At 34.7% G+C, this 25265-nt stretch carries 17 protein-coding genes and 1 pseudogene; 4 read left to right on the top strand and 14 right to left on the bottom strand.

What is annotated here, in order from left to right; translation table 11 throughout:
• Positions 1–103: pseudogene (locus HNS40_RS23140) on the top strand (DDE transposase); the annotation flags it as partial.
• Here HNS40_RS23140 and HNS40_RS11500 read toward each other — a convergent pair.
• Positions 78–629 (bottom strand): glycoside hydrolase family 3 N-terminal domain-containing protein, encoded by a 552-nt coding sequence (locus HNS40_RS11500; RefSeq protein WP_172280923.1) that lies wholly within the window; start codon positions 627–629, stop codon positions 78–80. The pseudogene HNS40_RS23140 and the gene HNS40_RS11500 overlap by 26 nt on opposite strands.
• 276 nt (positions 630–905) lie before the next feature.
• On the opposite strand from HNS40_RS11500, the gene HNS40_RS11495 reads away from it, so the two are divergent.
• A complete protein-coding gene (locus HNS40_RS11495) occupies positions 906–2207 on the top strand; it encodes a TAXI family TRAP transporter solute-binding subunit (protein WP_172280921.1) in 1302 nt (433 codons plus the stop codon).
• A gap of 206 nt (positions 2208–2413) precedes the next feature.
• Positions 2414–6211 (top strand): T9SS type A sorting domain-containing protein, encoded by a 3798-nt coding sequence (locus HNS40_RS11490; protein ID WP_172280919.1) that lies wholly within the window; start codon positions 2414–2416, stop codon positions 6209–6211.
• A gap of 19 nt (positions 6212–6230) precedes the next feature.
• Here HNS40_RS11490 and HNS40_RS11485 read toward each other — a convergent pair whose 3' ends face one another.
• The 10 genes from HNS40_RS11485 to HNS40_RS11440 all read right to left on the bottom strand — a co-directional run bounded on the left by HNS40_RS11485 (position 6231) and on the right by HNS40_RS11440 (position 19123).
• The gene (locus tag HNS40_RS11485; protein ID WP_172280916.1) at positions 6231–7742 is read right to left on the bottom strand and encodes an O-antigen ligase; all 1512 of its coding nucleotides are present in this window, start codon (positions 7740–7742) and stop codon (positions 6231–6233) included.
• Positions 7743–7767: 25 nt separating this feature from the next.
• Positions 7768–7923: a hypothetical protein gene (locus HNS40_RS11480; RefSeq protein WP_172280914.1), complete on the bottom strand. Its 156-nt coding sequence runs from the start codon at positions 7921–7923 to the stop codon at positions 7768–7770.
• 1 nt (position 7924) lies between these two features.
• Complete coding sequence (locus HNS40_RS11475; RefSeq protein WP_172280912.1) at positions 7925–9592, bottom strand: T9SS type A sorting domain-containing protein; 1668 nt, start codon at positions 9590–9592, stop codon at positions 7925–7927.
• Between the two features lies 1 nt (position 9593).
• Positions 9594–10940, bottom strand: coding sequence for an oligosaccharide flippase family protein (locus HNS40_RS11470; RefSeq protein ID WP_172280909.1), 1347 nt, complete (start codon positions 10938–10940; stop codon positions 9594–9596).
• 50 nt (positions 10941–10990) lie between these two features.
• The gene (locus HNS40_RS11465; RefSeq protein ID WP_172280906.1) at positions 10991–13567 is read right to left on the bottom strand and encodes a LysM peptidoglycan-binding domain-containing protein; all 2577 of its coding nucleotides are present in this window, start codon (positions 13565–13567) and stop codon (positions 10991–10993) included.
• Entirely contained in the window at positions 13567–14367 is an 801-nt protein-coding gene (locus tag HNS40_RS11460) for a TolC family protein (protein ID WP_172280904.1), read from the bottom strand. Before HNS40_RS11460 ends, HNS40_RS11465 begins: the two co-directional genes overlap by 1 nt.
• A 96-nt stretch (positions 14368–14463) precedes the next feature.
• The gene (locus tag HNS40_RS23135; RefSeq protein ID WP_172280902.1) at positions 14464–15657 is read right to left on the bottom strand and encodes a sugar transferase; all 1194 of its coding nucleotides are present in this window, start codon (positions 15655–15657) and stop codon (positions 14464–14466) included.
• Between the two features lie 14 nt (positions 15658–15671).
• Positions 15672–16070: a response regulator transcription factor gene (locus tag HNS40_RS11450; RefSeq protein WP_172280900.1), complete on the bottom strand. Its 399-nt coding sequence runs from the start codon at positions 16068–16070 to the stop codon at positions 15672–15674.
• 159 nt (positions 16071–16229) lie between these two features.
• Positions 16230–18251, bottom strand: coding sequence for an excinuclease ABC subunit UvrB (uvrB, locus tag HNS40_RS11445; protein ID WP_172280897.1), 2022 nt, complete (start codon positions 18249–18251; stop codon positions 16230–16232).
• A complete protein-coding gene (locus HNS40_RS11440; protein WP_172280895.1) occupies positions 18251–19123 on the bottom strand; it encodes an endonuclease/exonuclease/phosphatase family protein in 873 nt (290 codons plus the stop codon). Before HNS40_RS11440 ends, uvrB begins: the two co-directional genes overlap by 1 nt.
• A 55-nt stretch (positions 19124–19178) precedes the next feature.
• Here HNS40_RS11440 and HNS40_RS23495 point away from each other — a divergent pair, with 55 nt between their 5' ends.
• Entirely contained in the window at positions 19179–19307 is a 129-nt protein-coding gene (locus tag HNS40_RS23495) for a hypothetical protein (protein ID WP_256367535.1), read from the top strand.
• A 187-nt stretch (positions 19308–19494) separates the two neighbouring features.
• Here the strand turns inward: HNS40_RS23495 and HNS40_RS11435 are convergent, their stop codons facing one another.
• The 3 genes from HNS40_RS11435 to HNS40_RS11425 all read right to left on the bottom strand — a co-directional run bounded on the left by HNS40_RS11435 (position 19495) and on the right by HNS40_RS11425 (position 24979).
• Complete coding sequence (locus tag HNS40_RS11435) at positions 19495–19950, bottom strand: aspartyl protease family protein (protein WP_172280893.1); 456 nt, start codon at positions 19948–19950, stop codon at positions 19495–19497.
• 95 nt (positions 19951–20045) lie between these two features.
• Positions 20046–22991 carry a DNA polymerase III subunit alpha gene (locus HNS40_RS11430; RefSeq protein ID WP_172280891.1) on the bottom strand — a complete coding sequence of 982 codons (2946 nt, stop codon included), beginning with the start codon at positions 22989–22991 and terminating at the stop codon, positions 20046–20048.
• A gap of 257 nt (positions 22992–23248) precedes the next feature.
• Positions 23249–24979, bottom strand: coding sequence for an ATP-binding protein (locus HNS40_RS11425; RefSeq protein ID WP_172280889.1), 1731 nt, complete (start codon positions 24977–24979; stop codon positions 23249–23251).
• Between the last annotated feature and the right edge of the window lie 286 nt (positions 24980–25265).

Below are 25265 nucleotides of genomic sequence, written 5' to 3'. Positions count from 1 at the left end.
TGCGGAATCTTTCAATGCTAAAATAAAGCTTTTTAGATCTAACCTCAGAGGCGTTACGGATGTATCGTTTTTCCTCTTTAGATTATCAAAGCTTTTTTCGTAGTCCCCATAAAAATTAACTTGACCCCTATATTCTCCATTAATTCCGTATTCCATGTGGCGGCTAAACCAATGGCTTGAGGATAAGAAGTGGCCTCGTTACTAATTAACCCATGAAGGGCTTCACTAAAAGGAATAATGGGAATTCCAAGGCGAGTTTCCTCAACAAAATACTTCTGTATCTCATTTGCTAGTCTCACCGATTCCAAAGCACTTCCTCCTCCAGAATAATCCAATAATTGCTCTGTTTGATTTTTCGATTTTCCCTTGACGCTGATTTGAAAACCAAACAATCCATTTTTATACTTTTCTTTTCCTTCAGACAAATCGCCTGGAATCATGTATAATTGCCAAAATTTTTCTTCTAGAGTCATCCTATCTAAAAGATCATCTACTCTTTCTTCAATAGAAATCTTCGGATTTTTATAAGCTAACTTATCTACACCCTTGCTACAAGAGCCTATGAATAGAGAAATGATGACTATTATACTCAGAAATAGAATCGTATATTTAAATATGGTTATAATCATTTGTATCGTTTTTTTCTCTCAAAAGTTTTCTCATCAGATCCATACCTTAAAGATTATTCCTAATGTAAGAATCAATTATTAAATGAAGAAGTAAATATAAAACGATTTAGCTTAAGTCTGAAAAAAATTGAGGTTTGATGGGAAGGTCGTTTTCATGGGCAAATTATCCCAAAAAAACCTTAACCAAATATCCTCCTTTCCCTCTTACATTATTACTATATTTACATTCAAAAAAGACTACACCTATAAATTAAGTATTATTCCTTTTCAATTAAGATGAAATATAACAAACTAATATTATTTACTGCCATTACATTTTTAACGGTATTTTTCAGCTCATGCAATAATGACAAAAAAAGCCTAGTGATAGCTGCCTTAAACAAAGGTACTTCTAACTTTCAAGCAGGTGAATTAATCGTTAAAGAACTAAAAAACGACATTGGAATTAATTTCAGATTTGATAGTACAGCAGTTGGAAGTCTTGGGAATGTAAAACTGCTCATGGAAAACAAAGCTGATTTTGCTATCATCCAAAATACCCTTGATTACGAAGATTTAGGATATTCTAAAGATGAGCTAAACCGCAATATCAGAACCGTACTACCACTTTACACTCATAATCTTTTTATCATCTACCAAAAAGCGGATGCTCATCAAAATATAGTTGAATTATTTAGAGGAAAAAAAGTCGGATTGGGACCAAAAGATGGAGGAACGGCTTGGTTTGTTGAAGAGCTTTTGAGCTATTATGGTCTTCAAGAAGGGGATTACACACCAGTATACACAAAATACAATGAGAACATGGTTGGGGAAACTATTGATATTAGTTGCTCTGTAACCTCTTATAATAACCCTCGAATAGTTTCAATGATGAGAAATCCAGAATTGGATATTTTCTCCTTAGGAAATCCTTCAAATATCGCGATAGGAGGAAGCTCTGTAAATGGTATCAACCTAAGAAACAATACCCTTTTCCCTTTTATCATCCCAAAAGACACCTATGTCAATACTCCAACAGAACCCACTCTAACCATTAGCACATTTGGAGTTCTGATATGCCGAGTCGGTTTAGACGAGGATTTGGTCTATAATATGATGGAATCTATAGTTCAAAACAAAGCTTTAATCATCACTGAAAACCCAATATTCAACATCATTCATGAAGAGTTTAACCACAGCAATTTACGCTTCCCTTTGCATGATGGCGTGAACATGTATTTAGATCGATCAAAACCAAGTTTTTTGGTAAAGTACGCTGAAGTAATAGCCCTAATCATTACTTTATTGGTTATTTTTAGTGGCTCCCTTCGTTCATTAAATAATTGGTCAAAACTCAAGAAGAAAAACAGAATTGATGTTTATTATCAAAAGATTATAGACTTAGATATTGAAATAAAAAATTCAAATTCAAAGGATAAACTTCAGGAGTTGGTAATTAAGATTTTCAAAATCAGAGATGAGGCCTTTAAAAATTTAATAGATGAAAAGCTTATTGCCGATGAAAGTTTTAATATCTTTCTCAGAATTCAAGAGGATAGCCTGAAAAGAATTTATCGCAAACAAGAAGAATTAGAATAATTCATTTTGAAAATAACACCACAAACTCAAAATATTCTATTCATTTCATTATAGAATATAGCTTCATTTTAAGATTTTTTCAGTTTCCTATTATTCCAACTGTACGCTTACGAATTGAAAGTCAACACTTAAATAATGCATGGGCTATTGGATAGTTTTCTTTTAACAATTATTTTACTTTTGTAATTCCCAAAAACCTAAAATCAATGAGAAACTTATTATTCGCATTTTATCTACTGCTTCTATGTCCATTCTTGTCGTATTCTCAAAACCTAGAACTTCAATTTGAGGAGTCTACCAATGAGCTTTTTGCTCCTGCCCTATTAAACCTACAAGTAAATGTGGAAGGTGTAGTGGAAGGAGAGCCTGCTTACCTTAGAGTTATCAATAACGAAACAGGCTATAGAAAGTTAAAATTCTCTAATAATGCCACTTCCATTTACAACCCAAAGATCAATGTAATATATGGAGGAAACTATGAACTAAAAATCACATTAAAAGATCCAAATGGGAATATCAATTGGTCAAAAATGAAACTGAGGCCAGAAGCTTCAGGTTCTCTAGTTTTGGCTTCCTATGTAAATGAAGTTGATGGAATTGGAGATGAGTGGAAAACCATTACAATACCTTTAGCTGATTTTGATGATGCTATTGATTTCAGCTCCATCTCCTATATGGAATTTCCTTACAGTGCTGATGCTGGTGCCTTTGAACTTTATATCAGCAAAGTAGAATTTACTGGAGGAACAAATCCATATTTATGGTTTGGCGATGATAAAACCAATAATTTTCATGATGGTTCAGGTGCAGCATATCAAATGGATGCTAACGTTATTCCTGCTGTTCCAGTTGATAATAATGTGGAAAAAGTAGAAGTTTATGTAAATAATCAATTAATAGATAACGACGAGAGTATTCCTTTCCAGTTCACACTCGACATACAAGATACAGGATGGCAAAATATTCAAGCCAAAGCTTATTTTGATGACGGCAGTTTTTCCTTTTCTGATATTGAAACCATTTATTTACAATATTTAGCCCCTCCAGATTTAAGTTGTTATTTGCTTCAACCTATTGATTATTCTGAATTTGAAGCACAAGAGAGTTTCCAACTATTAGTTCAAACAGATGGAGCCACTTTAAACGAACCTACCTATTTAAGAGTTAGTAATACAAATACTGGCTATAGAAAACTTAAAATGGGTTATGATAATACCAATGTATATGGTCCTGCACAAAACGTTATTGCTTCTGGAAATACCCATTTGGAGATCACATTAAGAGCACAAAATGGATTTAATAATTGGTCAAAAATTAGAATTAGACCATCAGCACAGGGTGTGCTAAACTTATCAGATTATGCAACATCGGTAGGAGGAATAAATGACGAATGGGTAACCATTAGTATTCCTTTGGAGGATTTCACATCTTCTATTGATTTTAGTAGATTACAGATTTTCGAGTTTCCATATAGTGCCGATGCAGGCTTTTTTGATATTGATATTCAAAAAATGGAATTTACAGGAGGACCAGAATCATTTTTATGGTTTGGAGAATCAAAAACTGACAATAAACACGATGGCCTTGGTGGCGGTGGACAACTGCTTGCTAACCTTGTTGAATCAAACATTACAGAGGAAACACTTGAAAAAGTAGAATTCTATCATAATGAAATTTTGATTGCTGAAGATTTATTTAGCCCTTTCAAAATGGAATATTCCATTGAGGACACTGGCTATCATTCAATACATGCCAAAGCCTATTTATTCAATGGCCAGGGAGCAGAAACGGCAGTACATCAAATTCACATTGAAGCACCTGCAAACCCTATTTCTCCTGTCCAAATCGAAATTGTCTCACCTAATAGTTTGGATTCAGGCCTCATCAATGAAGTGATACATATCATTCCTCAGTACACAGGAATCGACTTAGAATCAATCACTTATTTAAAAATCTGGAATACTGAAACTGGCTATAGAAAATTGAAACTGGGTTATGACGATCAATATATCTATTCTGGCCATGCCAATGTAATTGCTGGTGGAAACGACACTTTAGAAATCACCTTAAAAGCCTTCTCGTCCAACATATTATGGAACAGAATAAGAATAAGACCCGCAGCTATAGGTTTACTTACACTAGACCGGTATTTAAACGAATATCCAGAAGATTGGACGACTATTAAAATCCCTCTTGCTGATTTTGATGCTGCTATTAATTTTGAGGATCTTTCTTTTATAGAACTTCCCTATAGTGCCGATGCTGGCGCTTTCAATATTGGCATCAAGAGTATTAAATTTGTGGGTGGAGCTGATGAGTTCATTTGGTTTAACGAGCAAAAAAATGATAATGCCCATGATGGTACAGGTGACGGTGGAAAAGTATTTGCAGAGCTATTTGAGCCAGATCCGAATGCTGTTTCAATTAGTCAAACTTCTATATACGTGGATGGACAATTGGAACAAACTGTTAGTGGTCCTGCTAATGATTTCCTTCTCACTTTTAATAATGAAGGTCTATATAACATCTCTATAGAAACTATGGACACCGATAGTTTAATAGCTCTTTCTGATACCATAAGTTTTAAAGTCTATGATAATGACTGGAGTGGATATTCTAGAATTATTGTTGAATTCGCAGGAATACCAACATCATTAGACATTAACAAAGCTGCTTTAAAATATAATAAAAACTTTGCTTATAGTCTAACTCTAGACGATGGGAAATATGATGGATATGATTATGGCTTCAAGCTTTTTAATGGAGGCTATATAGAGGAAGTTGATACCCAAAGTGAAGGCCTTTATTATACTGATGGCTGCGGAAATGACATCAATTTCACAGCGGGAATTGCCCTAAACTCAGTAAACTCATCTTTTACAGATTTACATATCAACACACCAGATTATATGACATGGGCAGAAATTACTGAAGTTAATAATGCAGGATGGAATATCTATAATCACAGTTACTCCCATGCGGCTTGGGGCGAAACAGATCATCAGTTTCAAGTTGAAGAAAATAATAACTACGTATTCAGCAAAACAGGGATTGAAATGCGTCATTTTGTGATTCCTAGCGGTGATTTAGCTTATTCAGATGTGGCATTCAATAATGGCATGTTAGCTGTTTATAGTAATAAAGTAGAATTTAGTGGCTATCCTTCAGGGATTGATATTGATGAAACTTTCAATACTCATCAATTGCAAATCTATCGTCGATTTTTAAACGATGACAATTATGACATCTCAAATATCTCGGAAAGAATAGACCAAATTGCAAATAGTACCAATGAGAATAATCATATCTGGTATTCAGAATTTACACATAGAATAAGAAACCAAGTAACTGGAGGAAGTTTAATTTGGCCAACTTTTGAGTTTTATATGAATGATATAGCCAATAAATATGGAAAAAATGGCTTGGACAATATTTGGTTCGCTGACATGGAGGATGTTTTAGACTATTTAATGGTGCGAGAAGGAACTGAACTAAATTTCATTCTAGATGGCAATATTGCCTATATCTATTTAGATTTCTCAGAAATACCAGCTAATCTCCCACAGTATAACCTTTCTATTAATATAGACTCAGATGTGGAGATATTAAATATTACACCTGAGTTTAACAGCGAATTCAATACTAATCTAGCAACTGGTTTAATCAACCTTAATTTAGAACTTAATGTGATGAAAGAAATGGAATTCACAAATATTGAAGACTTAGAAATGGACCTGACCCATTCTGATTTCAGTATTTACCCAAACCCCATTTCAAATCATCAATTCAATATATTGTCACAAACAAAAACAGAGGATGCTGTTCAATTAAAACTCACTAATATGTATGGGCAAATAGTTTTATTGGAGAATTTAGGAAAGATGCATGAGCTGGACGAGTTAAATATAGACTTACGCACCTCAAATATAGGTTCAGGAGTTTATATTTTAGAACTCATTAGCGGAAATAGAATATTGATGATGGATAAGATTGAGGTTCAGTAATAATAAAGAGCGGAATGGACTATGTAGTTTTTTCAATTGATGATGGAAACACTTTTAAAAGGTCCATTCCATTTTTTCTACCTTCCAATATCACTTTATCAAAGTGAGGAATCATAAATAGAAAGGCCATACCGTAATAGATATTTATAGAAGTAGGAAACTGCCCCATTACTGCATTACCATAATTAGCCAAAAGAACACCCATTATACAACCATGAATTGCCATCATCCGTGCTTTTAACTCATGGTCTTTCGTGCGGAACATTATATAAAAGCCTCCTTTAAAAACAATATAGAAGAGAATAAAGAAGTGCAATAATAAACCAACAGCTCCATTCTCTGCCCATATTAGTACATACCAACTGTCGGTAGCTACATTTGCTAAAAATCCATTAGGAACGTATTTTAATGCTCTAGTTCCTGCATGCCCAACTCCTCCGCCAATTGGCCTAGTCGACAGATAATTCTTTAATATCTTCTGATTTTCTAAACGAACAATAAATGAAGGATCCTCATCAGGGTGAAAAGCTGTTCTCATTCTTGCTACCTGATAATTAGATTGAGCAATAGAGGTATGCGCAAAGAAAACATAGAGCATAATGCCTGCAAAGAGACCTAATGCAATTAGTTTGGTGTTCTTAGTTAATATTAAATAAGTAAAAAAACCAAGTGCAGGAATCGCAATGGCTCCTCTTGTACCAGACACCAACATCCCATAAAGCCCGAACAAAGCTACTGTACCAAAAAAAATCCTCTTTTTAAAGTTTTTAGTTTCATAAGCAATAATTCCACCCATCACTAGAGCTTGAGCCTGAGAGGCTCCAAACTGCCCTGCATCACTTAAAAATGAAAAAACACGAAGTTTACCAAACAGTAAGTGAGTCTCATAAGCACCAGCATCCATCCACTTCTGCTCAAAAGGATCTAATCCTATAATGAGCTGCATAGCTCCTTTCAATGTAACTAAAATGGTAAAAGCTCCCCATATATAGAAATAGATTTCTAAATCTCTTGGCTCTCTTAATAAAAGGAGAACCATTGGAATACCTATAAAAAAGTAGAAAGCAATTCCTCGCATTGTATAGAACCAAGCTTGAAAACTAACAGCCTCAGGATTTACAATTTCGAAAAATATCCACCCCATCCACACTGCTCCTAAAAGCGAAATATCTTTCAATAAAGGAGTCCAATCAACTCTTTCATAGAAGTTTTTAAAAATAATAGCCACTAATGCCAGAACAAATAAGCCATCCGCGCTAAGCCCAAAAGGAATTCCCGGCCCAGTGTAGCGATATATTCCAACAATAAAGTAACCTGCAATTTGAATGGTAAATAATGCAATTTTAGGAGTATGAAAAACTCTCTCAAGGTAGACAGCGATGAAAGGCAAGACAATGAGCATTCCCATCATTGTAATTCCCTTTTTAGCAAGAACATTCCCAATTAGAACAGAAATAAGTATCACTAGCAGAATTGCTATTGGATGCTCGAGCTTTGAAGCTCCTGTATTTTTAAGAAATGGATTACCCATGTATTATTAATTCTTTGAACGAAAATTACAATTCCTCATCTTCATTCTCATTTTCATTTTTTGATAATCGCTCATCCTCCTCAGCTTGTTCTTTTACGGCTTGCTCATCCTCCCTTTTAATCTGGAAATAAACAGCAGCAACAGATAAAATCAAAGCAAGGAAAATAGGCCAAGTAATCATACTAATTCTTTATAAATTTCTCAACAACAACTTTCTTCCCATCTATTAAACGAATGAAATACATATCTTCTGAGAGCTTACTGATATCAATGTCTATAATTCGTTTATCATCACTCACCATTGAATCCAAATACATTCTCTCTCCCTTAATATTCAATATTTCAATATGACATTCTGATGAAAAACCTATAGGTATTTCTATTTGAATAAAATGGTCAGAAGGATTTGGGATGATATTAAAAAGCAAATGACTTTCCTCATTCAAAGCACTTGTGCTTGAGGACTGATATTCGTAAGCTCCAATATCAGCAGCATTATTATATGGCCTTACATTACCATCTAAATCCCAAAACACATCATATGAGGCAACATCATCTCCAATATTAACAGCTGGAGAGTTATTGGTTAATCGATAATTGTACTCTGTTGTATCTACAAAATATTGATCTTTAGATGATCTTTCAAAAATATTATTACTGGTATCAATAATTGTGCAATCAAGATAATTATGAATATAAGAATCGGCACCTGTATTATTTACAGAACCATTTTCAGTATAGTAATCAAAAGCTCCTGGATTTAATATAATATTATTTGAAAACACATTATGATCGCTATTAGCATTATAGAATCTAATTCCATCACTCTTGGGATTTATAATTGTATTATTAAAAAAGTAAAAGTTAGAATCTGGTGGAAGGATATATTGGTATTTAGAGAAAATCCCAAATTGCTGTTTCAAAATCTGATCTTCTGGAAAATAATCCCTTCCAGCATTTACAATTAGATTATTAAAGAAATATTGTCCCCCAGTACCTTGATTAAATATTCCAGTCCCTTTTCCATCAATAATGATATTATCATGTACATCACAAGAACTACCCGTATTTACGATTATTCCACTCATCTGATAAGTTTGCTCCTCTTGTGAATCCAGATAAACATCATTATTATAGATATCGCAATTGTATAATGCACATCCTACTTGTATTCCATCCCAACCAGTATTATGCACAATATTATTATAAACTTTTACCCCTTCAATAATATGCGGTAAAACAACAGTATCACAGGCAGAAAGACTATGTCCTAAAAAGAATGAATTACCAATATACATACCTTCAGTACCTATATGATGTAGATAATTATCATGAATATTTACATTATACATGGTAAAGCTATCTCGAACAGCAGAAAAAGTACAATCAGGATCGGTTTTTGCCATGATTCCAACATACTTTGTCTTCTGAACCTCCACATTTTCAACTTCAAAATCAGAAGATTGAAAGCCTATATCTATACCATTTCCTAAAGCTACTGTATCAATTTGAATTCCATATTCCTCATTAGAGTCACCTGTTCCTGTCAGCTTAATATATCTGCAAAATGCAAACTTTAGTCCATAAGATAGTTCTGTTTCAATGTTTACCACACCACCATAATTAATGATAACAATTGGTTCATCCGCTGTACCTTCAATATTTTTCATATACAATTGAGGCCTTACTCCCGCCATCAAACACATAGTATCACCAGGATTAGCAGTATGATTTGTTATTGAAACATCATCTACCTCAATTATATAATCGCAATTAATGGTCTTCTGAGCAGTTAATACGCTAGAAAAAATGATTAGAATTAGAAATATATATTGCTTTAATAATCTCATATTATAATAACTCCTTTATTTTATTGGAATAGACTTTCCACCCTTCGATAAAGATCAACCTAAACTTTAAATCAATTTCTTTATGGAGATAGTAATATCCAATTATCAAGCCTATTAATGTAAATATAATCGTAACGACCGCAACCGCTAACAAAGATTCAAATACAAATACCGCAATTAAATCCCCTATGATATTGGCCACTACCATAAAAATGATTTTATAAAAATTCTTTTTTGGTTTATTGATACTATCCAAACCAACACCAGTTAGTCTATCAATGGGTAACAACATCCCATAAATAGCAAAAACTTTAAATATCAAGCTAGCACTAGCCCCAGTTACGGGGTCTATTCCCAAATACTTCTCACCACCTAGCAACAACACGAAGAAATCAGAAAAGAAAAAAGTAATTATTGTTACCGGTATAAATAAAATCGTAATAGATCCACTATAACTATAAAAATAATACCTCACCATCTTTAAATCTCCTTCAATACTTGCTTTCGACATTTTAGGAAAAGCCGTAGCCACAAAGCTCCTTAGAGGAATCTGTAGTAATTCTGTAAGCTTTAATGGGATAGAATACAGCGCAACTGCAGTAACACCTAGTGGACTTAAAGCGATAATGAAGGTATCGGCGCTCTTTAGCAAATTAGTCCCTATTAGGGTTATAGTTGTATATTTTCCAAAATTGAGAATGGTTTTATTTTTTTCTTTAGTTGCATGAAATATATTAAGAATCCCATCCCAATTCAATAAGACCGTGACTAATGAAACTACAAATGAAATAATTAAATGGAACCAGATAACTTCTAGCAAACCTTTATGTAACCAAAGGAAATTCACTAATAAGCCAAAGAAAAACAATCCTGAATTTAAAAACCTGACCACGAATATTTTATCAAATTGCTGACGAGCTTGAAGTATGGTTAGTGCATTATTAAAGGGTAGATTCAAAAAGGCCAATATAGGATACCATTGAAAAAAGAGAACAAAACCTGAACTTTCTATTCTCTCTGGAAATATTAAAAGTAAAGCATATAAAACGATGGCAATAAACACACTTACTACTAAACCAATCAACCAGTTAGAACCAATTAACTGTTTTTGATCTTCTTCTTTTGCTCCTGCTAAAAAACGTATTAAAGCTGTTCTGGTAATCCCAAAACGAAACATCTCAACAAAAGCAGCTCCTGTAAGATACAATACCCATTCTCCAAAAATATCTTTATCAAAAGTTCTTGCCAAAATCACAAAATTTAAAAACCCAAAACCAGCTGTTAGCATATTCCCTGCTAATGATTGAACATTTTTCTCCTTGAGTATTTTAATTATTTTGTTCTTCATGGTTTATATTTACTTATGATAATCAATAATCCATCTACAGTATATTGGATCTACTTTTTTATTTGATTTCTTTCGAAAAACTGCAATCTAATTGCTTTTTTTAGCATTCGTCTAATTCTTGAACGCTTACGAGGAATCTCCCCTATTAAATCTTGTAGGAATTCTGGATTTGCACCATTTAAAAATACATAGGGTTTAATTTTCAAGAATTCTCGTATCGATTCCAAAGCATTTACATCGGCTCCTTGCCAAGTTCTATTTGCTCTTACAAGCATCAACCCAATATCAGCATCTCTAACCAGTTCAGGCGAGTAGGCATGATTAATAATTGATGGAAGTTCTAAAATAATATAATCTAATTTTGAATGATCAAGATTACTGTTTTCAAATTCTACATGCTCTATTAATTCAGAAAATGATTTTACGCCAAAGAACCCTTTTCCAACTTTATAAGTCTTGTTTAACTCATTCTCACTTGTCTTATGAATAAATTCAGCTTGATAAGTAGGTAAATGATAGTTTAAATTAAGTACTGTATAATCAAACTCTCGTAAAACCTCAGAAAACCTATCCGCAATTAATGATTTTCCATCTGTCATCAATGTACTAAACAGAACTATCTTTATTGGTCCTACTTTATCATTTAGGCTATGTTCATCCTTTATTTTAATCAGATTCTGAGCTCCTAATTCTAAAAGTCGGTTTTGGATATACTCATAATTAATCCCCTTCTTTTTCTTAACTATTTTGGGATATGCACTGAATAATGGCAAACCAGTGAGCTTGGAAGCTCTTTTTGGGGTTTTCACAGTATCATCGAAATACTCCAAAACTAAAATAGAAAACAATACCATGATAAAACCAACCAAACCAGCCGCGACAATAAATAGTTTTCTTTTAGATCCTTCAGGGTTTAAAGGAAAATATGGAGGATCTACTATTTTAATATTACTCTTAAATGCTAAGTTCTGTTGCTTTAGTTTAGCTTGATTTAGACTATGTAATAATGAAAGGTATTGCTGCTCATAAACATCTATCTCTCTTTCTATTCTTGAAAGCTGGGCACCCAGTGGTGCAAAGGTTTCATAGGTTTTCTGGAACTCTTTTTTCCTTTCATATAATGCTGCCAATTTAGCTTTACTTTCCTCATACTCTATGGTTTTCAATAACCAATTAGTTAGAATATCATCACTTTTAACTCCTTCTGGAGAAAACTGTAATCCAAAAACAGAATTAATATCCTCTTTAATCTTATGCTTTAGATCAGATGATTCTGCTTGCAAATCTTTAATGGCAGAAACAGCTTTTGGATCTTTGGAATCATTTAACTCATTTATGGCAATTTGATAAGTTATTTCTGATAATCGATTTCTGTACTCTAATAATTTAGCATTATACATTGAAACACCCCGCTGAGATTCAAGTTGTTTTTCTAATTGCCGAAGTACTGAATCAGCAGCAGTAAATTTCATCTTTACATCATAATACCTAGAATCTAATTGCTCTTTTTGTTCAGAGATATGACGTGTTTGCTCGTAATAATTGATAATATTATTATCCTGATTGAACAATAATAGCCTATTTTCAGCTGCTTGAAGATTAGCAGAAGATTCAGCAACCCTTTTCTCAAAATAAGAGATGATATGGTCACTTTGATTCTCAAATAATAAACTATAATTATTTTCAAAAGCATTGATTAACAACATAATGGTCTGCTGACATAAACCAGGATCACTTGTTTTAAAACCCACTTCTACCAATCCACTACCTTGTATTCGCTTAACGGTAACCCCTTTCATAGCCTTATAACTATAAAATGGATGTGTATAATTCAATAGCTTGTAAATATAATTGGTGTCATTTTGCTCCCCATAATCTTTTAAACGTTGAACACTTGCTTCAAATTCAACTTCATCAATATTTGCTCTAATAAAAAAGGAAGTATCAGGAATAAATAATTTAGTTGTATCCATTACCCCTGTTCTATCTTCAAAAATTAGCATGGGGGTTTTCTCAACAATAATTCTTTGTCCCACATCAAGTTTAACTTTAGTGAGTCTATTCCAATCCATTAATTCACTAACCAGAACAGAATGACTTTCAGAAACAGAGAGTAAGTCATCCCCTTGTTCAACACTATAATATAAGTTCTTATACGCAACACTCTTATTTTCATACAAGCTTGTATCGATCATCACTAGAGGTGCATTGTTTATTTTTATACTTGCCGTATCATGATTTTTCCTAACCAAATCTTTAATATACTGAGGGGTTTTATCATGAAGTTTCTTGTAATTTACTCGTGAGATAAATTGAGGATCCCAAGAATCTAGGATTAACCCTTGTGCAAATAAGCGAATCAGTACGTCCTTTTGTGTTTCTCTGGCTTTAAATAAATTAAGTATATTATCAAATTCCATCTTTGAACCAAAATAATCCAATCGAGATGAATTCGGATTATCAATTGATAAACCACTACCAACTCCAGTATATACAGTTGCATTGGAAGAATAGTTTTTGACCTCATTTCTTGTTGCATAAAACACCAATGAAGCCAAAATTGTTGGCACCATCAAAAGAATTAATATATTCTTCTTTAGTAATTTAAGAAATTGAATAATAGTCATTATTCCCAGTTATTTAGTTCTGCAAACTTTATGCCTGTTATCTCTTGCAACATGACATATGCATTTATAAATCCAATTTTTGTTCTTACGTAGCGATATCTAGCTCTTGCCAGATTATCTTGAACTCGTGACATATCAGCCAAACTTATCTTTCCATCTTGAAATTCCCTTTGAGCCATTTCTGATGTTAAGGTTGAAAAGTCAATATTATCAATATCTAATTTCAGCATATTCTGCTGAATAATAAGCTCATTGTATAAATTAATCACTTCTGCACGAATTGTTTTTTGATCGTCAAGCTTTTTCTCCATATTACTTTCAATCTTCATCTTAGCCAATTTCGCTCTGTTTCCATAATCTAAAACATTATAAACTGGAAGTCTCATGGATACCCCAACAGAATATCTAGTTTGATTTGTAGTTCCTAAAGTTCCTACTTCATTCCCCAACTGATCTTCAATAAAAACCAAACTTGTCCAACTCCCCTCTTTAACCTCACCATTCAAATAAACAAAATTAGACCATTCTCTTTTTGTGGATTTCAGTTCATATTCCGATATTGAAATTTCTTTATCCCAGTACTTTAACTTATGAGAATTATAGATTGCCGAATCAATCAACACCTCTAAAGTTGGTATTTTTTTTGTGATATCATCTGTCAATGGATTAATACCATCTTCACCTAAGTTTACAGCTTCACCAGCTCCTTGACCTAATAAAACTAAGGGGAGTAAACAAACATAAAGCATTCCGATTTTCAGAATGCCTTTGATGTATGATGATATATTAGAATATTCCATGGATAACTATGTTTTAAATTCCTTCCTAACAAATCTACACATTGTATTTATACCTATCAATTCATTAGCTTCTACTTATTAAAAAGCCAATGTTAATTAAACACTACCGCGCTGTATGAAGATTTTAAAGGTTCTAAAAATAAGGTTGATATCGCCCCAGAATGAATTGTTCTCAGCATAGGTATTATCTAACTCAAAACGCTCCTCTTCTGACATAACTCCATCGTTACCTCTTAACTCTACTTGCCACAACCCAGTTAAACCTGCTGCGGCCTTAAATCTCCTTGCCCATTTCGACTTGGTGATAGCATTTGCTTCACCAACTGGTAATGGTCTGTTTCCAACAACCGACATATCGCCTTTGAGGATGTTAATCAGTTGAGGTAACTCATCTATACTTGTGTTCCTGATGAACTTACCTACTTTTGTAATTCTTGGATCGTTTTCAATTTTCAAGAATGCTGCCTTGGCATTCTTTTGCTTCAAATAGAAATATTCACAAAGATTCGACCCGTCATCCATCTTCAATACTGGAGAACAAAATACCCCTGCAGGCAAGGATTTACACCTCGGACACTCATCTCCAACATCCTCCTCTTTATATTGATTAAGATGTGCAACATCTTTTAATCTCTGGTCTGCATCAGGATACATAGATCGGAATTTATAAAAATCAAACTCATGGAAATTTGCACCGACTCGTTTACTTGCATAAAACACTTTCCCTTTTGATTCCAATCTGATAGCTATCATGGCTCCAATTAACAAAGGAGATAGCGCTAAAATGGCTCCTCCACTCATAATCACATCAAAGCTTCTCTTTATGAAAGGAGTCTTATAAGGGTGGGTCTCAAAATCTTTCAAAGCAATCTCTTGCTTAATCTTATCGTGAGATGCTTTAAACTTTTTTAGAAAGCGGATACGCATTTTCAGGCTTTCAATATCTAACGGCATGGCATAATAATCATCTACACCTGATTCATAAGCCTCTTCTCGACTCTGAAATTCAAATTTACTCGCAATAACAATAAAAGGAATTTTATTAAGTAGATTATGAAATAGCATGTGATTATGCAAACCATAAGCATTCATTCCTTTAATATTGAGTGAACAGAAAATAGCATCAAGGCTATCAAACTCATCAATATTATTATTAATCCAATTAATTGCAGCAAGGCCATTCTCTTTAATAATTAAAGTGACCTCTGGTTGTAATTGTAAATATTCTATGGTTTCGGAATTTCTACCTATATAGAGCAACCTACCTTTGTTTTTATCAGTTTCAGTCATGTTTTTGGTTGTTATTAATGACCTTTTCTTGAGGTATGTACATCTATAGTCTTCATCCTTCTTTTAACTCGTGCCAGTAATTCTTTCGGATTAAATGGCTTAATGATATAATCATCAGCGCCCGAATCAAAACAATTAATTCTATCGGCACTGTTTTCTTTTCCACTAAGCATGAGCAAAGGTATATCATCAAAAAAGCCACTGGCTCTTACTTGTTTGATAAATTCGAAACCATTCATAACTGGCATCTCAATATCACAAATGATTAAATCTGGAATCTCACCTGTCTGCATGGAAACTAGCGCTTCTTCTCCGTTCTTAAAAGTAGAAATATCAAAGTCTTTTTTGAAAGTATTCTCGATAATAAAGCGGATGCTTTGCTCATCGTCTATTGCAATTATTCTGTTTTTCATCCCCAATTGTTTTTATAATAATTGTTAGCAAAAGCTCTATTCTCCTAGATTATTGCTGATGTCTATTACAAATATATCTTTTTTTTTCCAGTTTTCCAAGGATTATTTGATGGCCAATTTACGCCAAATATCCTTGGTAAACACATTAATTTTTTATACTTAACCTCCAGTTTTTTTTAACTTTTCTTCTAATACCATCATTTCATCTCTCAAACGAGCAGCTTCCACGAAATCCAAATCCTTCACCACTTTCTTCATTTCTTTTTGGATTTTGGCTATTGCTTTTTTCAATTGATCTTTTGACATATATTCTATTACAGGATCGGCTGCTATTCCACTTTTTAGATTTGATTCGAAATACGGATTGGGTCCTGAGTTCTTACCCATCACATTACCTAAAGCATTTTCCAATGGCTTAATAATTTGAGTTGGAATAATTCCGTGCTTGGTATTATAGGCTACCTGAACCTCTCTCCTGCGCTCAGTCTCCTCTATGGTTTTCCGCATGCTCTCGGTTATTTTATCAGCATACATGATTACCTTTGAATTCACATTTCTAGCTGCTCTACCTGCTGTTTGAGTTAAGGAACGTTCCGATCTTAAAAACCCTTCTTTATCAGCATCTAGGATGGCTACGAGAGACACTTCCGGCAAGTCCAACCCTTCTCTCAAAAGGTTCACTCCTACCAATACATCAATATCTCCTCTTCTTAGCATTTGCATAATCTCCACTCGTTCTAAAGTATCCACATCGGAGTGAATATAGGAGGTTGGGATATTTAGGTTTAACAAGTATTTGGTGAGCTCCTCAGCCATTCGCTTGGTTAAAGTTGTGACCAAAACTCGCTCATTCTTTTTTACAATGCTATCAATCTCGTCTAGCAAATCATCAATCTGATTCATACTTGGGCGAATCTCTATAGGAGGGTCTAATAAACCCGTAGGACGAATCAATTGCTCCACAATAACACCCTCTGATTGTTGCAGTTCATAATCTGCTGGCGTAGCACTCACATAAATCATCTGATTCACCAAACTCTCAAACTCGTCGAACTTCAATGGTCTATTGTCCATAGCGCTTGGTAAACGAAAACCATATTCCACAAGGGTTTGCTTTCTCGATCTGTCTCCTCCATACATGGCTCTCAGCTGGGGAATAGTCACATGAGATTCATCAATCACCATTAAATAATCATCTGGAAAATAATCGAGTAAACAAAATGGTCTTGAACCAGGTTTCCTGCCATCAAAATAACGAGAATAGTTCTCTATTCCTGAACAATAGCCTAATTCCTTTAGCATCTCCACATCATAACTTACTCTATCCTCTAGTCTTTTGGCCTCAAGTCCACTACCGTTTTCTTGAAAGAAGCTCATCTGCTTACCCAAATCTAGCTGTATGTTTTTTATAGAATCGTTGAGTTTATCTTTTGTGGTGACAAAAATGGTCGCTGGATAAATAGTCAATTCATCAAGCTTTTGTTCTGAATAACCACTTATAGGATCAATAATTTCCAAACCTTCAATCTCATCGCCCCAAAAGCTAATACGGTAGGCTCTATCGGCATATGCCGGAAAAACATCAACCGTATCCCCTTTTACTCGAAAATTACTTCTCTCGAAAGCCACCTCACTTCTAGAGTAAAGACTATCCACTAACCTCCTCAAAAAAGCATCTCTATTTATGATATCTCCAACTCTTAATTCAATCACATTACTTGTAAAATCTTCGGGATTCCCCAAACCATAAATACAAGATACAGAACTTACTACGATAACATCTCGTCTGCCACTCAATAAAGAACTGGTGGTACTCAATCTTAGCTTTTCAATTTCATCGTTAATACTCAAATCTTTTTCTATATACGTATTGGTAGTGGGCAAAAAAGCCTCTGGCTGATAATAATCGTAATAACTCACAAAATATTCCACTGCATTTTCAGGAAAGAATTGCTTAAACTCTGAATATAACTGAGCCGCCAAAGTTTTATTATGTGATAAAATTAAGGTTGGTCTATTCAAATTTTGAATGACATTGGCAACAGTATAAGTTTTTCCAGATCCTGTAACTCCCAATAAAACCTGATAGGGCTCTTCGTCTATCACTCCCTTGGTCAATTGTTTAATGGCTTCAGGTTGATCTCCTGTGGGTTTAAATGCAGCGGTTAGTTTAAATTCCATTATTGAATAGTAAAATGAGTGAGTATTGGATAGTGATCGGATAAATCAGGTTTCAAAACCTGATAATCATGTATTTTCATTTGTGGATCGAAAAGCATAAAGTCAATTCGCATGGGTGGAAGATTACCATTATACGTATTGGAGTAACCGCTCCCTTTTAGCTTAAAAGCATCTAACAAATCTTGTCGAATATGATGATAGATATAGGATGCTGGTGTATCATTAAAATCACCAGCAACAATTACAGGATAAGGGCTATCTTCTATTTCTGTTCTTATGGTTCGAGCTTGATAGGATCTTTTTACACTGTATTTCTTCAACTTCTGAACTAATAATACCACTTGGTTTCTTTTTTTCTGATTTAAATTCACTTCCTTATCGCTAAAGATATCATAATCATTTTTGTTGAAATGATTAGATTCCAAATGAAGGTTAAACAGTCGAATCATCTCATTCTCAATTTCAAGATCCACATAAAATCCATAAATCTTTCCATCCATATAAAAAGTCTTCGAGTTCTTGATGGTATACTTAGAGTACATCACCAAAAGGTCTAAAAACTGATGATTGTTTTTCTTCAGATATGGAGCACTAAAAACATGAGGTCTTTGAAGCTTTTTCTTATAATCTTCAACAGAATTTACGCCTTTGGTTGGGTAAGATTGAAATTCTTGAAAGCAAATCAAATCTGCATTCTGACTTTCTACATATCCAGCTATTTCATTTCTAATCGACTTATCACCAACGCTTAAGTTATTATTACTCAAGTTTCGAGCATTAAAGGAGAGGATCGCAAAAGAGGAGGCTTTTGAATCGGCAATTGTACTTTCATTGAAAAACTGAAAATGATCTAAAACAAGGGCATAGCTCATAAGCATGACTAAAAGCGAATAGAACATATAGCGCTTCCAAAGCAAAAGCCAGAGGATGAAAAACAAGAAGTTAAAAATAAGTAATACGGGAAAACTGAGTCCCAGAATAGAAATGGGCCAAAACAGATCAGGTGCCACCACTGTACTTAAGTTGGTCAGCAGCAACAAGACTATGAAAACATAATTAACCCACAAAATGGGCCGAAACCTAAATTGTGACTTTTGAACCTTTTTTGCCATTGCACAAATATAAAAAACCTTAGTGTAAATTGCTAAACCTATATGCTCCTATTTACCACTCGGCTATAAAACTTAACTTCTTTCTTAGGCTTGGTCAACATTTGATGACTACCCTAATAATCGAGCCTTCATTAATGCTGAAGAGGTGGATACTTTCTCTTATGGAATTTCAAAGTCAATTCTTTGGTCTTATAATCTATCTTGGCTTGAAATTCATGCAAAATATCACTTCCTAATACTCCATCAATCAATGGCATTTCCAAAATCTCATAAGTTTGATTGATATGAACCATATCGATGGCTACAGTTGAATACTCTTGAATCCTCAGCTCACCAATCACAAAGGAATCTATTTGAAGGATATTGCTCTGCATATCGTTAGTTCCCAATCCCGTACTTAATTGCTCGTTAAGCTCCATTTCTGGGTTCTGAACAAAACTATCTATCCTATTCACATCAAATACGGTTCGGGATGCGCCAGTATCTAATATCATCCTCAATTTCACTCCATTCACTTCTACAGTCATAGCTAAATGAAAGCCATCACCATTTAAGTCTATTAATTCTAAGGGAATCTTTGTTGTCATTGGTTTATCGTATTTTATTTAATCATTTTCATGATGCACAAATATACATACTTGTTTCTTTCTCTCCTGCCCAATTTATTCTTAAAAAAGCTGAATTAATCTACCGCCCGAGGATCTGATGTTAAAGGCATCTTGGCCATCTTTTCCACTTCTATGCTGGCAAAACCAAATTCCTGAACCACCTTTCCTAGAATCAGATACATACCATCGCCTCTAAATGGATAGAATTTCAAGGAATTAGGAAAATGTACGGTATCGAAAAATCGTCCCTCAAAATCGAGGAAAGTTCCAAAATTCATATATTCTTGTTTAATGGTCTTCACATATTTTATGGTGACTAGCTGTCCAAGCATTCGTATTTTTTGACCAAGATAGCTGGACAAGTCCGGGGATTTCACAACTCCTCGGTAATTGGTCTGCAGCAAATCGAAGAAAGACATGGTCAAAGGAAAACCGATGAGCTCAATTTCATCGTAGGCATCCTCTACATTTTCGTGGGTGAATTGTGGCAAGCGATAATGATTTACAGCAGGTTTAAACAGACTTTCTATTTGGTTTCTGGGCTGCTTTTTGCCCAATAGCATATGTACCTCCCACAGCAGTTCTGCTTTAATTTTTTTGGTAAATCGGAAAGCTCCAACCCTTATCAGCAGCACAATCATCTCAATTCCCACATGAACCCGTCCCACAAAATCCGCTAAATCTTGGTAAGGACCAAATTCTTCTCTATTGCGCTCCAACTCAAAAGCCAACTTGCGCTCCAAACCCTGTACATGAATAAAACCCACATAAATGGTCTTCCCTTGCAAACGTGTTTTATAGCGACTATTATTTGCACATGGCAACTCCAACTCAGCACCTAAAACACGAGCTTCATTAAAATAGAGCCAAGAAGAATAAAAGCCACCAAAATTATTAATTACCGCAGTGATAAACTCCAATGGATAATGACTTTTGAGAAATAAACTCTGATAACTCTCTACGGCATACGATGCCGAATGTGCCTTTGAAAATGAATAACCTGCAAAAGACTCAATCTGTCGCCAAACCTCTTTGGTCAAACTCTCCGAATATCCTCGTTTGGCACAATTGCTAAAGAACTTATCTATAATCTTCTGGAATTCTTTCTTACTACGATATTTTCCACTCATGGCCCTCCTCAAAACATCGGCATCGGCCATATCTAAACCTGCAAAATGATGACAAACCTTCAATACATCCTCCTGATACACCATCACTCCATAGGTTTCCTCTAATTGCTCCTTCATCACCGGATGTAGATATTCAAAACCATCGGGCTTGTGAAAGCGTTGAATATATTCCTTCATCATTCCCGAACGCGCCACACCCGGTCTAATGATAGAACTGGCAGCTACCAAAGTTAAATAGTCGCTGCATTTGAGTTTTTTCAATAACTGCCGCATGGCCGGGCTTTCCACATAAAAACAGCCAATGGTCTCCCCCTTTCTTAGGGTCTCCATAATGGCAGGATCCTGTTTGAATTCCTGAATGGCATGTACATCCACCACCCTCTTCTGATTTTCCAGAATAATATCGACAGCTTCTTTAATATGCCCAATCCCGCGCTGACTTAAAATGTCCAACTTTTCAAAGCCCATGCTTTCGGCCACATACATATCCCACTGGATGGTTGGAAAGTTTTTAGGTGGCAAGTCCAAAGCTCCAAAATTATTGATAGGCTCTTCACTAATCAATATTCCTCCCGCATGAATGCTTCTCATATTGGGATATCCCATCATTAATTTAGCGATAGAAGCAATCTTCGAAGTGATTTCATTTTTATTCAATTCCTGTTCAGGATATTTCACCAACCTGTCTATTTCTTCCTTAGGCAAACCATAAACTTTTCCCAGTTCTCTATAAATGGATTTCCCTTTAAAGGTAGTGATGGTTCCTAGCAAAGCTGTATGCTCTCGCCCATATCTTTTAAAAATATAATCAATCACCTCGTCGCGCTCTTTCCAGGAATAATCGATATCAAAATCGGGAGGAGAAGTTCTCTTGGGATTTAAAAAACGTTCGAAATACAAATCCAGTTCAATGGGATCCACATCTGTGATTTTCAAACAATAAGCTACCAAACTATTGGCTCCACTCCCACGTCCCACATGATAGAATCCTCTGGCCATGGAATAGCGAATCACATCCCAGGTAATGAGGAAATAAGCCGAAAAACCCAGCTCATGAATAATTTTTAATTCATGCTTCAATCGTTTTTGAACTTTCATGCCTGCATTTGGATAGCGATACTTAAAACCATCGAGGCTGAGCTTCTCTAGAAAGATACGATCGTCCTCTTTGTCTCCGGTAAAAGTGGCTTTATTTTTAATGGTGGAGAAGTCGAAATCAAGATGACATAAAGCCAACAAACGCTCCGTGTTTACTATAATCTGCTGATGTTGCTCATATTTCTTCTGAAGGTATTCGCGACTCACAAACAAATCCTCAGCGTGACCTAAAAAGCTGTCTTGAAGGCGAGAGAAGAGGACATTATGCTGAATAGCCCGTAAATGCTGATGAAGCTCGTAATATTTAGCATTCTGAAAGCTGACCGATTGAAGGATGACGAGATGAGCAGCATAACGAGACAGCTCGTGAGTAAATAAAGACAACAACTGCCTAGGCCGAATCCCCACTCGTTCATACTCCATCAGTTCTCGTTTGGGGCAAGCCTCTAGAGGATAAATCACAAATACTTCTTTAAAAGAAGGCGCCTCAACGGGATATTCGGATTTAGCAAGATGATGTTCACTTAAAAAGTGATTGATCTCAAAAAAACCGCTATTATTTTTTGCTATCAAAATATATAAACTCGAATCCCCATTTCTCACATCCACACCACCCACTGGCTGAATACCCTCCTCCTTTGTTAACTTTACAAAATCGAGAATTCCTGTTGTATTATTAATATCCGTCAGAACCAATTTCGGTAGCCCCATAGCTTTAGCCTTACGCACCAAAGCCTCCACAGGAATGGTACCATATCGCATACTATAATAGCTATGAACATTTAAATACATTTTGGCTATATTTTAATCATTTTTCAGATTACAATATAATCAATCAGAGATGTGTTTGCTATTTTTTATTCCAAAATCAATAAAATTATCTTCTATATTTCGTATAAGTTTGTCTAACAAGTCAATGTAGAAACTGTTACACGAAGTTCCACCAAGGAATCACAAAAAACACAAAGTGGTGAAGAATGGAACACCTTTTTCTTCGTGTCTTTTGGGACTTTTTCGAGTCTTTTGTGGAATAAAAAGATAAGACCGATTTAATCCATAAGGTAATATCCACCTATTTTGGGAGCGCCAACAAACTCAATTAGACCATTAGTTCTCAGTAGCTTAATATAGCGTTCAGTAGTCGCAATAGATTTCCCAATTCGGAGGGCAAGAATATTGGCTCGAATCCCATTTTCTGATCTAATAATCTGAAGCACTAAAGAAAGTATCGTTTTTACTTTGTCAGTTTTAGAATCAATCTCAGGAGGCCAAACGATTACTCCCTCATTCTTTATCTCTGCAAACGAAGTTTCGTCTTCTTCAAAAATGCTCTTTTTTGATTTATAAGGGCTAACATAACCCTCTTTTACCAAAGCAGGAGGAATAACATACTCCTCATATATAGCAGAGCTCTCATCATCACTAAGCCTATAATTATCAACAAAATAAGCAATATACGCTGGAATTTTAGAACCTAAATAATAAGGTAAGTTCATTAACAAATACTTTTTCCCAGTTGCCGTTTTATTAACCTCAATGGTAAATTTACCTCCATAAACCCGTACAGCATATATATGTGAAGCCATGTCAATAAACTGATGTAGGGACTTCAGTGTTCCTTTTGGACCAGATTTAATCTCAATCGGGATCAATTTCATTCTATAAGCATGTATAAGATCAACTTCTGCAGAAGATTGATTTTTCTCCCGAACCCAGAAGTTAGGTTGTCGATTTTTGCTCACATTTAATGATAACAATTCTTGAGTGATTATATGGGGAATCAAAGCTCCTCTATAGGAATTACTCAAATCGTCAAAACCCATAAGTTCTGTCTGAATTCCCAAAGCATCATTTACCAAACCAGAATCCACAAACTGAAGCCTAGGCGTTTTTTTTAGATTCGGTAGAGCTGGAAACTCCACCTCTGTTACCGGCCTAATGAGCCTAATCACCTTAGCCTTTTCAAGCTTAGAAAATGCCGCCCTTACTTCTCTAGACCGATATTCAGAGCCACCAAAGTTTTGAAATTTCACTCGTTGATCAATAAACACAGGCGCATTTTGGATAATATATGAAATAACTTCTCTATCAGTTTGGTTAGTGGAATACTTCTCTACATCTTCAATATAAGATTGCCAGATGCTTTCATATACTTTTGATAAATCGGAAAGATTATTCTTTTCAATATCCAACTTCACAGTTTCTGGTAAGCCTCCAATTACGGCATATCGCTTAAATAATTCCAATAAATAAGGATGAAACACAGGTCGAATAGGAACCTCGTTAAAAGCCTCCCACGCTGCTTTCTCACCTTTAGCTAGTAGATATTCTGAGAAATTCAAAGGATAAATATACAAGTATTCAACTCTTCCAACAGGCATGCTCCTTACCTTGCGAACAGCAAATTCCAATAAAGAACCAGCTGCAATAACACATAAATCAGGAAAAAACTCATAGAAATAACGAAGTAATTGTATTGCAAAAGGAGATTCCTGTATTTCATCAATGAACAGCAAGGTATCTTTTACTCCATCAGAAGGAATCTGATGCTTTGCCAATAACACTTCTAAAATCTCTTTTGCACCCTTATAATCCTGAAAATAAGACAAATCAATAGTGGTTTCTAAATTTAGTAAGATACTATATTTAAACTTTTTAGAGAATTGCCGAACGAGTGTTGTTTTCCCAACTTGTCGCGCACCTCGCAACACTAAAGGCTTTCTATATTTACTCCCTCTCCATTCATCTAAATACTTCGATATTTCCCTAATATACTCCATCACTTTATATCACACTCATATTCAACAATAAAACACAAATATACGATATACTTTGTTATAATACAAAGGCTGTTTATAACAAATATTGTAATAGAATAAGGGCTATTTATGCATAATCTTGTTATAAAAAAAAGGGTAATAACAATTAATGATGGAGTATTTTAATGAAAGAAAACTATCAAAAACTCAAAAGCACGATAGCTTGAATACTTTTAATTTGCCCAAAACCCTAAAAAAGAGCGAAAAAAAAATGTTTCCTAGCTTATCACCACCGAAAACCAACTCC

Source organism: Lentimicrobium sp. S6, assembly GCF_013166635.1.
Lineage (GTDB): Bacteria > Bacteroidota > Bacteroidia > Bacteroidales > UBA12170 > UBA12170.
The sequence above is the reverse complement of the archived record's forward strand: the minus strand, read 5'-3'. Positions and strand labels throughout refer to the sequence as shown.